This is a genomic window from Amycolatopsis sp. NBC_00345 (assembly GCF_036116635.1).
In the GTDB taxonomy this organism is placed as follows: domain Bacteria; phylum Actinomycetota; class Actinomycetes; order Mycobacteriales; family Pseudonocardiaceae; genus Amycolatopsis.
Map to the genome: position 1 here is coordinate 8,833,091 of NZ_CP107995.1, position 12,057 is coordinate 8,845,147.

The window sequence follows — 12,057 nt, forward strand, 5'->3', positions numbered from 1 at the left end:
TCCGATCCAGCCGGCCCGGATCACGGCCGTTACCTCACCCCGGCCCAGGAACGGGCCCGCTTCGGCCCAGACCGCCGCGGTGACCGGCTGGTTGCGCGTGAACGGGCTGTCCGTCACCGACGTCAACCCGCGCACGGCCACCGCGCACGGCACCGCGGCCCAGATGGCCACGACGTTCGGCACCCAGCTGGAGAACTACCGCATCGGCACGGCGACCTACCACGCCCAGACCACCACGGTCACGGCCCCGGCCGCGGTGGCACCGGACATCCTCACGGTGAACGGCCTGGACAACCTCCCGGCGAAGGCCGGGAAGCCCGGCACCGCCAAGGATGTCGCGACGGCAGGCGCCACCAAAGCCAGCGCGCCCAAAGCTGTTGCGACCAAAGCTGTTCCAGCCAAACCCGGCACCACAGCCACCCCGCCGGCCAACCCCTGCCCCGCCTACCTCGGCCAGACCCCGGCCACCGATCTGCCCGCCGCCTATGGCCGTCCGGTGCAGTGGGCGCCCTGCGGCTACACCCCACAGGCGGTGCGGGACGCGTACGGCGTCACCGGAACCGGCCTGAACGGCAAGGGGGTGACCGTCGGCATCATCGGCGTCAGCTACGAGACGAAGGCGATGGCGGACGCGGACCGGTTCTCCGCGGAGCACGGTGAACCGCAGTTCGCGCCGGGCCAGTTCACCGCGTATGTCCCGGACAACGCGGGGACCAGCCCTTCCGGCGGTGAGTTCACTATGGACATCGAGGCCGCGCACGCGATGGCCCCGGCGGCGGACATCGCGTACGTGGTCGCCCCCGGCAATCACGACGGGCACCCCGTGCTGGACGCGATGACCCGGATCGTGGATGAGCACCTGGCCGACGTCGTGTCCGGTTCGGTCCTCCTCGGCAAGGGCCTGCCCGGCCTGACCGCCGGGTCGATCGCGCCGTACGAGCAGGCGTTCCAGCAGGCGGCGGTCGAGGGCATCACGGTGAACTTCGCGTCCGGTGATTCCGGCAGCGAGTCCTACGACGGTGCCCTGCACGTCGCCTATCCCGCCGCGAGCCCGTGGGTGACGGCGGTCGGCGGCACGACGCTGGCCACCGGTCCGGGCAACCAGTACGCGTGGGAGACCGGCTGGGCCACCGACGCCGCGACGCTGTCCGACGACGGCACCCAGTGGACCCCGGCCCCGCCCGGCGACCCGAGCGGGGCCTCGGGCGGCGGGAACAGCAGCGGGTTCACACAACCCGGCTACCAGCGTGGCATCGTGCCGCCGGTCATGGCCGGCAGCACACCGGCCCGCACCGTGCCGGACGTCGCCGCGCTCGCCGACCCGAGCCTCGGCCTGCTGTACGGCCACACCGCGGTCGACATCAAGGGAAACCTGGCCTACACCACGGAAAACGGCGGCGGCACCAGCCTCTCCTCCCCGCTGTTCGCCGGCGTCGAAGCGCTGATCGTGCAGGCGCACCACGGCCCGATCGGGTTCGCCAACCCGGCTCTGTACGCGCGCTACCGGGCCGGGGACTTCCGCCCCATCCTGGACAACCCGGCGAGCACACCGGACACGAAGTCCTTCGCCACGGTGGAGCAGGCCGTGGTCGGCGGGGGCACCTGGGTCCAGCTGACCACCCCGGGGCAGTACGCCGATTCCGACCTGACTTTCGGCCCCGGCTACAACCTGGTCACCGGCCTCGGCTCACCGACCCGCGGGCTGATCGACTCGTTCCGGTTCTAAGCCCTCCGCCGAAACACCGGCTTCACCGCCCGCCCGCCCAGCCACGGCGACGGATCCCCAGCGTCGAGTGCCTTGCGGTAAACCACACAGGCCGCCGCCACGGCGTCCAAGGTCTGCTGCAGGTCCGCGTCCGTCAGTGCGGCGCTGACGACAAACGACGGACCCAGCACGCCGCCCGTCACGAGCTGGCGCAGGAACAGCGTCCGGTAGTCCTGCGAAGGGCGACCGTCGGCGTCAAGAGTGCCGAAGACCAGATTGCTGTTGCGGCCGCGCACAACCACGTGGTCCGCCAAGCCATGGCCGGCCGCGATCTCGCGGACACCGACGGCCAGGCGGGAGCCGATGGCGTGCAATCGCTTCGTGATCTCTTCGGTCTCGTAAACGTCCATCACAGCCATCGCGGCGGCCAGCGAGTGCGTCTCCGCGCCGTGTGTGGTGGAGAGCAGGAAAACCCGGTCCTGGCCGGAATTCAAGCCGCCCAGCTCCATCAGCTCGCGCTTGCCCGCCAGCGCGGACACCGCGAAGCCGTTGCCCAGCGCCTTGCCGAACGTCGACAGATCCGGCGTGACGCCGTACAGCCCCTGCGCGCCGTGTTCGGAAAACCGGAAGCCGGTGATCATCTCGTCGAACACCAGCACCGCGCCGTGCCGGTGGGCCAGGTCGCGCAGGCCCGCCAGGTAGCCCTCGGGCGGGTCGGCCTGCGTCGCCGCCTCCAGGATCAGGCAGGCGACCTGGCCCTCGTGCTCCTGCAGCATCGCCTCGGTGGCCGCGAGGTCGCCGTACGGGAAGCTCACAGTCAGGTCCGTGATCTCACCCGGGATGCCGGCCGCCATCACCGTGGTGCCGATGAACCAGTCGTCGGTGGAGAAGAACGCGTGGTCGGCGCACAGGGCCACCAGCGGCCGCCCGGTGGCGGCGCGGGCGAGGCGCACGGCGGCGGTGGTCGCGTCGGAGCCGTTCTTGGTGAACTTCACCATGTCCGCGGTCGGCACGGTCGCCAGGAACCGTTCCGCCGCTTCGGCTTCCAGAATGGACGGACGCGAGAAGTTGCTGCCCCGCCCAATTTCCCGCTGCACCGCCTCGGTCACCCGCGGGTGCGCGTGGCCGAGGCTCACCGAGCGCAGCCCCGACCCGTACTCGACGTAGGAGTTCCCGTCGACGTCCCAGACGCGCGCGCCCAGCCCGTGCGAGATGACCGGCGCGAGGTTCTCCGGGTACTGGTCCGAGCCCTTCGCGTAGGTGTGCGCGCCGCCGGGAATCACCCGGTGCAGCCGCTCGTTCGCCGCGTGGGAGGCGGGCAGTTCCATCGTCTTCACCCCAACGGTTTGAGTGCCTCGGCCAAGGAGCCCGCGGCTGAATCCCGCTCGGAAACCAGCGCGGCCGGCAGCGGCCACGGGATCGCGAGTTCAGGATCATTATAGGCGATTGCGACGTCTTCGTCCGGATTGTGCACCCGGTCGATCCGATATGAGACATCAGCGATATCGGACAGCGCCTGGAAACCGTGCGCGCAGCCCGCCGGGATGTAAACGCTCTCCTGAGTATCGCCGGAAAGCCGGAAGATCTCGCGGTTGCGGAACGTCGGCGATTCCGGCCGCAGGTCCACGACCACATCGAAGACCTCGCCGAACGAGCAGCGCACGAGCTTCGCCTCACCATCGCCCGAGCGCAGGTGCATGCCGCGCAGCACCCCGCGGTACGAGCGGGAAACGCTGTCCTGCACAAACGTTTCCGGTTCGATTCCCACCGACCGGGCCACGTCCGCGTCGAAAGTGCGCGAAAAGAAGCCGCGGTCGTCGCGGTGCGGCGTCGGCTGGAACAGGTACGCGCCCGCGATGGTCGGCACGGGAATGGCTTTCATCGGACCTCCGAAACAGGGAACAGCGAAGCGGACAGCGCGGCGAACTGGTGCTTCAGCCGTTGCTCGTTCTCCTCGTTGTGCTCGGCCAGCGTCTGCCGCAGCTCCGGCGCGCGCCGGTCCAGCTCCGCGAACTGCGTGACCAGCCGGTCGACGTCGATCGCGCGGGCCTCCTGGCAGAAGCCGTCCAGGCCCATCTCGGCCATCAGCACGTCGTTCTTCTTCGCGTACCCGATCGCGAGCGTCGGCTTCCCGAGCTTCAGCGCGCACAACACGTTGTGGTACCGCGTCGCGACAACCGTGCCGACGCCGGCCATCGACCGCATCAGCTCGTCCAGCGTCTCCAGTGGGGTGGCGGTGACCAGCGGCGACGGCACGGCCGCCCGGATCTCGTCGACCACCGCGGTGTCGATCTGGTCGCCGATGAACAGCCGCACCGGCCGGTCCTGGTCGACCAGGTGCCGCACGAAGCGCGTCATAGCGTCCACATAGGACCGATAGATCCGCTCGCCGTCGGCCCGGTCGTCGTTGCCGCCGTAGTACGCCATCACGCCGACGCCGACCGCGCGCGGGTCCTCGGCCACGGTGGGCACCGGCAGCGAGAACGCGAGGTCGGGGTACACGGCGTCGCCATCCACCGGCACGCCCATCGAGCGCATCGCCGTCCGCGAAAGCTCGTCGCGGTACGAGCGGTACGCCGCCAGCCGCGCCGTCTGCCGGACCAGGAACCGTGTGGCCGGCACCGTGATCCGGTCGGCGCCGACGCTCACCAGCGCCACCTTCGTGCCGAACAGCCGCCCGGCCGCGCTCAGCAGGAACAGCGCGTACGGGAAACCCCACGGCCGCAACGGAAGCGTCGCCTCGAGCACGCCCATGCCGGGCACGAAGACCACGTCCTGGCGCCGCACCCACGCGGCCGTGCGCACGACGTCGACCAGCTTCCCGAACGCCTTCATGGCGATGGACCGCGGGCCCGAGGCCGTTTGGTACTCGTCGGTGTACCAGTTCAGCCGCGTCGCCGGGATGCCGTAGCGGGCCGAAACCACGTCGGGCCCGCCGCAGAAGGCGGACACGGTGGCGTCCGGGTGCTCGGCGCGCAGATAGCCGAGCACCGCCTCCAGGGAGCCGTCGTTGCCGAGGTTGCCCGAGCCGAGCAACCCGAACACGCCGACGCGTGCGCTCACGAAACCCGCCCTTCGCGGCCGGCCACAACCTGGTCGACGGTCAGGGAAAGCTCGTCCGCGGCCACCGGCGCGCGGTCCTCCACGCGCTCACCGGCGCTGCCCGGCTTGGCCCGGCTGGTGAACCACTCGGCCAGCGCGAGGTAACAGGCCCGCCGCTCGCGCGAGGACAGCGGCGTGACGCGGATGCCGTGCACGTAGCCCCAGACGTACTCGGCCAGCAGCCGCGCGGTCGGGTTCGTGATCGGGTTGCCGCGCTTGGGGTCCAGGTTCGCGCATCGCGCGCGTTTGCTGGGGTTCGCGCGCTCGGCGCGGTCCGGGTGGTCGCGACGGAAGTACAGCAGCTCCGGGACCTGGTGGAACGGGCCGTGCAGCGCCAGCTCGGCGACGTACGTGCGGTCGGCGTGGTGGTAGCTGCCCATCGGCGTGACGCGGCGCAGCACGTCGGTGCGCACGACGCCGTAGAAGTCGTCGCCGCCGGGCTCGAACAGCAGGCTCTTGAACCGGACCGAAGGACGTGCCGCGTCCGTCTTGTGCACGTAGTCCAGCGGCACGGTGACCGCGCCCTGGCCGTCGATGATCGCCTGCCACGAGTGCGCGAGGATCACTTCGGGCCGTTCGTCGAGCGCTTCGACGCAGCGGCGCAGCAGGTCGCGGCCGTACAGGTCGTCGTGCGAGGCCCACTTGAACAGCTCGCCGCGCGCCATGTCCAGCAGGACGTTGTGGTTCGGCGTCGCCCCGACGTTGCGGGCCTGGCGCCGGTAGCGGATGCGCGAGTCCTTTTCCGCGTACTGACGGCAGATCTCCTCGGTGCCGTCGGCGGAGGCGTTGTCGGAGATGATCAGCTCGAAGTCCTCGTACGTCTGCCCGAGCAGCGCGTCGAGCGCCTCGGCCAGGAACTCCTCGCCGTTGTAAACGGGCAGGCCGATGCTCAGCCGGGGGACGGTCCTCATCGCGTTCTCATTTCCTCATGACCGACGGATGATTCGACGGATGACTCGACAGGCGAGGCGTCGCGTGGCGCCGGGGTGACTGGCGCCGCGAAGTAGTCACGCAAGGCGAAGTGCAGCTGCACCCACCACACTCCCGAGCCGGCCAGCGTGGCCGCCGCGACGCCCCACGCGGAGCCGAGCGCGCCGCCCATCGCGGCGCCGGTGAGCCCGAAGGTGACGTACATGGCCGAGGCGATCAGCTGCGAGCGAAGGCTCCTTCGCGCGACGCCGAGCGCGCGCAGCCCGGCCGCCGCGCCCGTGGTGAAGCTGGCGCCGACCACGGCGAGCGTGACCGGCAGGATCAGCTTCGACGACGTGTCCCACAGCGAGCCGAGCACGAACCGGCCGGCGCTGTCGGGCACGAGCAGCAGCAGGGCGAGGCCCCAGGTCAGCGCGGCGGCCGCCTGCGCGCCGCCCAGGATCAGGCAGAAGTGCCGAAGCCGGTGCGGCGACCGTTGCAGCACCCGCGCGCCTTCGGCCACGGTGACCAGCGAAAGCCCCATCAACAGCGCGAGGAACGGCCCGAGCAGCTGTTCCGCGCCGCGCACCGTGCCGACCGCGGCGAGCCCGGCGATCGCGCCCAGTCCGTACGCGCGCAGCTGTGACGCCCCGCTGTTGCTCACGTTCTCGACCAGGTAGCGCACGCCCAGCTCGCGGTGGTCCCGCACCCAGTGGCGCACCGCGCCCAGGTTCGGCAGCACACTCGTCTGCACCCAGCCGTACAGCGCCGCGACGCCCGCGGACGCGCCCCAGGCGAGCAGGAACCCGACCACGGTGCCGTGCCGTGCGGCCAGCACCATCGCCGGGAACAGCGCGACGCCCCAGATCGCGTCGTTCAGGAACGCCTTCTGCCCGGCGCCCGCGGCGAAGAAGCCGAACCGCCACGCGTCCTGCAGCAGCAGCGCGGGCATCACCACGCCGAGCGCGACAAACGCCCCGCCGACGGGCCCGCCCACCAGGAGTCCGAAAAGGACACTCAACGCGCCCGCGAGCAGCCCGACCGTCAGTGCCGTGCCCGCGGCCCGGCCGAGCGCTTCGCGCCACCGCCGCCTTGCGACGCCGGAGAAACGCACCATCAGCGGGTCCGTCGCCAGGCCGCGCGAGACGTTGAGGATCACGCCGTAGGTCACCCAGGCGATGCTGAACACGCCGAAGGCCGTCGCCCCCAGCGAGCGCGCGACGTACAGGCCGACGACGAAGTTGGTCAGGCTGGAGACGGCCTGGTCGCCCAGGCCCCAGCTGAGCCGTCCGGCCATCGCGCGGACGGCCCGCGACCGCAGGATCGAGGGCACCGCCCTCACTCCTTGAGCAGGCCGGCGGCCTGCAGGGCCCGCGCGGCGCCGTCCACCGCGTCGAACGGCAGGCCGGCGCGCTCGGCGATGTCGAGCAGGCTGTTGGCGCCGTCGGAGTAGCTGAGCACCCAGAGCATCGCGAGCTGGGCGTCCTTGGCGTCGCTGCGCCCGCCGAGCGAGTCGTACAGCCCGCGCTTGCCCAGCTGCGGCTCGCCGTACGGGCTGAGGTTGACGAAGCGGCGGTTGCGGTCGAGCACGGAGAACGCGGTGCGCAGCGTGTCGAGCGTGTCCTCCATTGACGCCGGCGAGACGAAGGCCGGGTTGTCCGCGGACGTGTGGTACTCCGGGTAACCCGCGTACGGCGTCCGCGTCAGGGACCCGACGCCGAGGTTGAAGCCCGGTGAGCAGAACTGCCGCTCGTCGTAGCCGTACGGGGAGAAGTCGCGGATCTCGTGCGGCTTGTCCTTGAGCACGTGGGCCATCACGCGGTCGATGTCCGCGTCGCTGCGGCGGCTGCGCTTGTAAGTGAGCGAGCCGCGGTCGCCGGCGCAGGCCAGCACCACGCCGTGCTTCACGCGGTCGACGCGCTCGGAATTGCGGGCCAGCCACGTGATCGCGCCGATCGTGCCCGGCATGAACAGGAACCGGTAGGTGTGGAACGGTTTCTCGGCCGCCAGCGCCTGCGCGAGCGAGACGGCCACCGCGATGCCCGCGAGGTTGTCGTTCGCCAGCGACGGGTGGCAGACGTGGCAGGAGACGATGACCTCGTCGTCGATCAGGCCTGTCACTGTGTGCTCGCCATACGTCAGCGAGCCGTCGGCCAGCGTCGAGTCGATCTTCACGCGGTAGTCGCCGTCCGGCAGCGCGTCGAGCACGTCCTGGGCGAGGCAGAACCCCCAGGCCGGCGAGTAGTAGCTGGTCCGGTACGGCACCCACGACGGGGTTTCGGGCAGCGTGTGCAGGTGGCCGCGCAGCTCGGCGAGGCTCATCGTCTCGTCGACCGGCACGCTGTAGCCGACCACGTGCAGGTTCGACTCGCGGAAGTCGATCACGCGGCGGCCGGCCGCGTCCGCCACGTAGGCGTCGCGGATGTTCCACTCCTGCGGCACGGTCCAGTCCAGCACCGAGGTACCGGTCGGCACCTCGTGCCGCCGGAGCGGGATGTGCTCACCGACGACGGCGAGCGTCTCGCGCACACCGTCGCCCGTGATGCTCCGGCAGAGCGGGTACATCCGCTCCACCAGAGCGTGCATCTCGGCCCCCGTCAGCATCAGGCGTGCCGCAGCGTTTCGTCGACGACGCCCGCGGACTGGCGGTCGTTCAGCCAGTTCAGCCGGGTGAACCGGCGCTCGAACTGCGCCTTGGTCAGGCCGTAGTCGCGGTAGGCGTCGATCAGCTGGAGCGCGCCGTCCTTGACCGACCACTCGCAGTCGAAGCCCGGGATCGCCTCGCGGAAGCGTGCGAAGTCCACGCGGTACGAGCGCGGGTCCGCCCCGGCCTCGCCGGTGATCCGCAGCTTCGACCCCGGCACGGCCTCGACGACCTCCTGCGCGATCTCCGCGACCGTCACGTTGTTGCGCTCGGTGCCGATGTTGAACGCGCGGTTGTGCACGACTTCGCGCGGCGCGGACAGCGCGGCGGTGAAGGCGTGCGCGATGTCCTTCGCGTGCACCAGCGGACGCCACGGCGTGCCGTCGGAGAGCACCAGCACCTCGCCGGAGAGGAAGGCGTGGGCGGTGAGGTTGTTGAGCACGATGTCGGCGCGCAGCCGCGGCGAGAAGCCGAACGCGGTGGCGTTGCGCATGTACACCGGCGTAAAGCTGTCGTTGGCGAGCTTGGAGACGTCGTCCTCCACGCGCACCTTCGACTCCGCGTACGGCGTCACCGGGCGAAGCGGGGCGTCCTCGTCCACAAGGCCACCGCCGCCCGAAGCGCCGTACACCGAGCAGGTGGACGCGTACAGATAGCGCCCGACACCGGCGTCCTTCGCCAGCTGCGCGAGCCGGACCGACGCGTGGTGGTTGATGTCGTAGGTGAGCTCCGGCGCGAGCGAGCCCAGCGGGTCGTTCGACAGCGCCGCCAGGTGGATCACGGCGTCGAACCCGGTCAGGTGCTCGGGCCGCACGTCGCGCAGGTCGACGGTGATGCCGGCCGGGTCGGCGGGCGCCGGTCCCAGCAGGCAGTCCGCGAACAGGCCCGAGTCCAGGCCGGTCACCTCGTGGCCGGCCTCGGCCAGCACCGGCGCCATCACCGTGCCCAGGTAGCCCGTGTGGCCGGTCAGCAACACCCGCATGTCCGTCAGCCCCTCAAGTCGAGAACGAGTTTGTTCAGTTCGAACGCTTCCGCGTAGCGCTCCTGGCACTCGATGCCGCGGATCCGCGCGAGGCCGAGGAAGGCCTCGCGGTCGTACCAGGGACGGCCCCGCTGGGAGGCGTAGTGCTCCTGCAGCAGCTCCACTTTCCGTTCGGCCAGCTTGGTGGTGAGCGGCACGTACGCCGGCAGCCGGCCGAGGTCGCCGTCCCACTTGACGATCTCGTAGCCCAGCGTCAGGAACCCGCGCCAGACGGTCGGGACCAGCGTGGCGAGGCCGCGGTGGTCCTGGTGCGCGTCGGCGGTCCGGGGCGCGAGGACCACGCCGGGGTCGGTGCGCCCGCGCAGCTCTTCGAGCGCGTTCTTGGCCTCGTCCCAGTGCGCCGGGAGACGGCCGTCGGGCAGCTTCAGCACGGTGACCTCGAGGTCGGCGCCCGGGCAGAACGCGGCGAGCGCGGCCCGCTCCTCGGCCTCCCGCTCGGTGCCGCCGCCGGAGAGCACCAGCGCGTCGACCCGGATGCCGGGCCGCAGCGCGCAGACCGTCAGCAGGGTCCCGCCGGCGCCGATCGCGATGTCGTCGCAGTGCGCGCCGAGCGCGACGATGCTGTCCAGCCGCTCCGCCGCCAGCCGGATCACGCGTGCACTCGCTGTCCCTGTTCCCAGAGCGCCCACGGCCGGTCGCCGTGGGTGTACGCGTCGTCCAGCGCGTAGCGCTCCTTCACGGTGTCGGTCGGCTTCCAGAACCCGCGGTACGGGTACGCCAGCAGCCGGCCGCGCTTCGCGAGCTCACCACAGCCGTCGGCGACCAGGTCGCCGTTCTCCGGGATGTGGTCGAACACCTCCTGCCGCAGCACGAAGTACCCGCCGTTCTCCCACAGCGGCATGTCGCTGACCGGCGTGATGGCGCCGATCCGGCCGCCCTCGTCCATTTCGACGCAGTGGAACGAGGACTGCGGCGGCACCACCATCATCGACGCGCCGGCGTCGGTCTGCTCGAACCGCTCGACCATCTGGTCCAGCGGCGCGTCGGTGAGCACGTCGGCGTAGTTGGCGAGGAACATCTCGTCACCGTCGAGGTGGTCGCGCACGCGGCGCAGGCGCTCGCCGATCGGCGACTCGATGCCGGTCTGCACGAAGGAGATCGTCCAGTCGGCGATGTCGGTGGAGAGCAGCTCGGTCCGGCCGCCGCGGAGCACGAAGTCGTTGGACGTCGTCTCGCGGTAGTTGAGGAAGAACTCCTTGATGTGGTGGGCGCCGTAGCCCAGGCACAGGACGAACTCGGTGTGGCCGAAGTGCGCGTAGTAGCGCATCACGTGCCAGATCAGCGGACGCGGGCCCACCATGGCCATCGGCTTCGGCACGTCGGAGGCGTCTCCGTTACGCATCCGCATCCCGTAGCCGCCGCAGAAGAGGACAACCTTCACTGCTTCACCTCGACGATCTCCAGACGGGGGATCGGGAACACGAGCCGCCCGCCCCATTCGTCTACATAGGACAATTGCTCGGTCAGCTCGGCCCGCAGGTTCCAGGGGAGCACGAGCACGTAGTCGGGCCGGTCGGCGGCGATGCGGTCGGTCTCCAGTACCGGCACGCGGGTGCCGGGAGTGAACCGGCCGTGCTTGTACGGGTTGCGGTCGACGGTGTAGGCGAGCAGGTCGGGCCGGATGCCGCAGTGGTTCAGCAGCGTGTTGCCCTTGCCGGGCGCGCCGTAGCCGACCACGGTCTTGCCGTCCTTGGCCGCCTTGACCAGGAACTCCAGCAGGTCGAGGCGCACGCGCGTGACCCGCTCGGCGAACTCGGTGTAGCCGGACAGCTCGTGCAGGCCCGCCGCCTTCTCGCGCGCCAGCACGTCGACCATCCGCGCGCTCGGCTCGCCGGCGACCTCGGCGGGCCGGGCCCACAGCCGGATCGAGCCGCCGTGCGTCGGCAGCAGTTCGACGTCCACAACGGACAGTCCGCCGACGGCGAGCGCCCGGCGCGCGGACTCCACGGTGTAGTACTGGAAGTGCTCGTGGTAGATCGTGTCGTACTGGTTGTCCTGGATCAGCGTGAGCAGGTGCTGCACCTCGATGCTGACCCAGCCGTCGTCGGCCACCAGCGCCCGCAGGCCATGGGTGAAGCCGATGATGTCGGGGATGTGCGCGTAGACGTTGTTTGCCGCCACCAGGTTCGCGGAGCCGTGTTCCTCACGGACTTCGCGCGCCGTCTCCGGGTTGAGGAACGCCGTTTTCGTCGGCACGCCCTTGTCACGCGCCGCTTGCCCGACGTTCACCGAAGGTTCGATGCCGAGACAGCGGATCCCCTGCGCCACAACGTGTTGCAGCAGGTAACCGTCATTGCTGGCCACCTCGACCACCAGCGAATCCGGGCCGAGTCCGAGGCGCTCGACCGACTCGGCCACGTACGTCCGTGCGTGCTCGACCCAGGAGGTCGAGTACGAAGAGAAGTACGCGTAGTCGGTGAACGTGTCCTCGGGCGTGATCAGCGGCGGGATCTGCGCCAGCCAGCATTCGGTGCAGACCTGCAGGTGGAGCGGGTAGGTCGGCTCCGGCTCGGCCAGCTGCCCGGCGGTCAGGAACCGCTCACAGGGCGGGGTCGCCCCGAGGTCGACGACGCTCGCCAGAGCTGTCGATCCGCAGAGTCGGCATGTGGTCATCAACGGGCTCCTCGGCTCGCGGCGTGCGTGCTAGACACGTCG

Annotated in this window: 11 protein-coding genes; 1 reads left to right on the forward strand and 10 read right to left on the reverse strand. The window is 70.7% G+C overall.

The features are described 5' to 3' along the window. Positions 1-79 precede the first annotated feature (79 nt). Positions 80-1,726: a S53 family peptidase gene (locus OG943_RS40140; RefSeq protein ID WP_328606124.1), complete on the forward strand. Its 1,647-nt coding sequence runs from the start codon at positions 80-82 to the stop codon at positions 1,724-1,726. Here the strand turns inward: OG943_RS40140 and OG943_RS40145 are convergent. Genes OG943_RS40145 through OG943_RS40190 form a run of 10 tightly spaced genes read right to left on the reverse strand, consistent with a single transcriptional unit; the run spans position 1,723 to position 12,015 of the window. Beyond that, complete coding sequence (locus OG943_RS40145) at positions 1,723-3,033, reverse strand: glutamate-1-semialdehyde 2,1-aminomutase (protein ID WP_328606125.1); 1,311 nt, start codon at positions 3,031-3,033, stop codon at positions 1,723-1,725. The two genes, OG943_RS40140 and OG943_RS40145, sit on opposite strands and share 4 nt — an antisense overlap. Positions 3,034-3,038: 5 nt before the next feature. Then, positions 3,039-3,587 (reverse strand): dTDP-4-dehydrorhamnose 3,5-epimerase, encoded by a 549-nt coding sequence (gene rfbC / locus OG943_RS40150; protein WP_328606126.1) that lies wholly within the window; start codon positions 3,585-3,587, stop codon positions 3,039-3,041. Next, positions 3,584-4,768, reverse strand: a complete 1,185-nt coding sequence (locus OG943_RS40155) for a polysaccharide pyruvyl transferase family protein (RefSeq protein WP_328606127.1) — start codon at positions 4,766-4,768, stop codon at positions 3,584-3,586. The genes rfbC and OG943_RS40155 overlap by 4 nt, the downstream gene beginning before the upstream one ends. After that, on the reverse strand, positions 4,765-5,718 hold the full coding sequence (locus tag OG943_RS40160; RefSeq protein ID WP_328606128.1) for a glycosyltransferase family 2 protein: 954 nt from the start codon (positions 5,716-5,718) through the stop codon (positions 4,765-4,767). The genes OG943_RS40155 and OG943_RS40160 overlap by 4 nt, the downstream gene beginning before the upstream one ends. Further along, positions 5,715-7,013, reverse strand: coding sequence for a hypothetical protein (locus OG943_RS40165; protein WP_328612280.1), 1,299 nt, complete (start codon positions 7,011-7,013; stop codon positions 5,715-5,717). Before OG943_RS40165 ends, OG943_RS40160 begins: the two co-directional genes overlap by 4 nt. Positions 7,014-7,054: 41 nt before the next feature. Continuing rightward, a complete protein-coding gene (locus tag OG943_RS40170) occupies positions 7,055-8,320 on the reverse strand; it encodes a DUF4910 domain-containing protein (protein WP_328606129.1) in 1,266 nt (421 codons plus the stop codon). Beyond that, positions 8,320-9,342 carry an NAD-dependent epimerase/dehydratase family protein gene (locus OG943_RS40175; RefSeq protein ID WP_328606130.1) on the reverse strand — a complete coding sequence of 341 codons (1,023 nt, stop codon included), beginning with the start codon at positions 9,340-9,342 and terminating at the stop codon, positions 8,320-8,322. The genes OG943_RS40170 and OG943_RS40175 overlap by 1 nt, the downstream gene beginning before the upstream one ends. A 5-nt stretch (positions 9,343-9,347) precedes the next feature. Then, the gene (locus tag OG943_RS40180) at positions 9,348-9,995 is read right to left on the reverse strand and encodes a PIG-L deacetylase family protein (RefSeq protein WP_328606131.1); all 648 of its coding nucleotides are present in this window, start codon (positions 9,993-9,995) and stop codon (positions 9,348-9,350) included. Continuing rightward, entirely contained in the window at positions 9,992-10,783 is a 792-nt protein-coding gene (locus OG943_RS40185) for a sugar phosphate nucleotidyltransferase (protein ID WP_328606132.1), read from the reverse strand. Before OG943_RS40185 ends, OG943_RS40180 begins: the two co-directional genes overlap by 4 nt. Next, a complete protein-coding gene (locus OG943_RS40190) occupies positions 10,780-12,015 on the reverse strand; it encodes a class I SAM-dependent methyltransferase (protein WP_328606133.1) in 1,236 nt (411 codons plus the stop codon). The genes OG943_RS40185 and OG943_RS40190 overlap by 4 nt, the downstream gene beginning before the upstream one ends. Between the last annotated feature and the right edge of the window lie 42 nt (positions 12,016-12,057).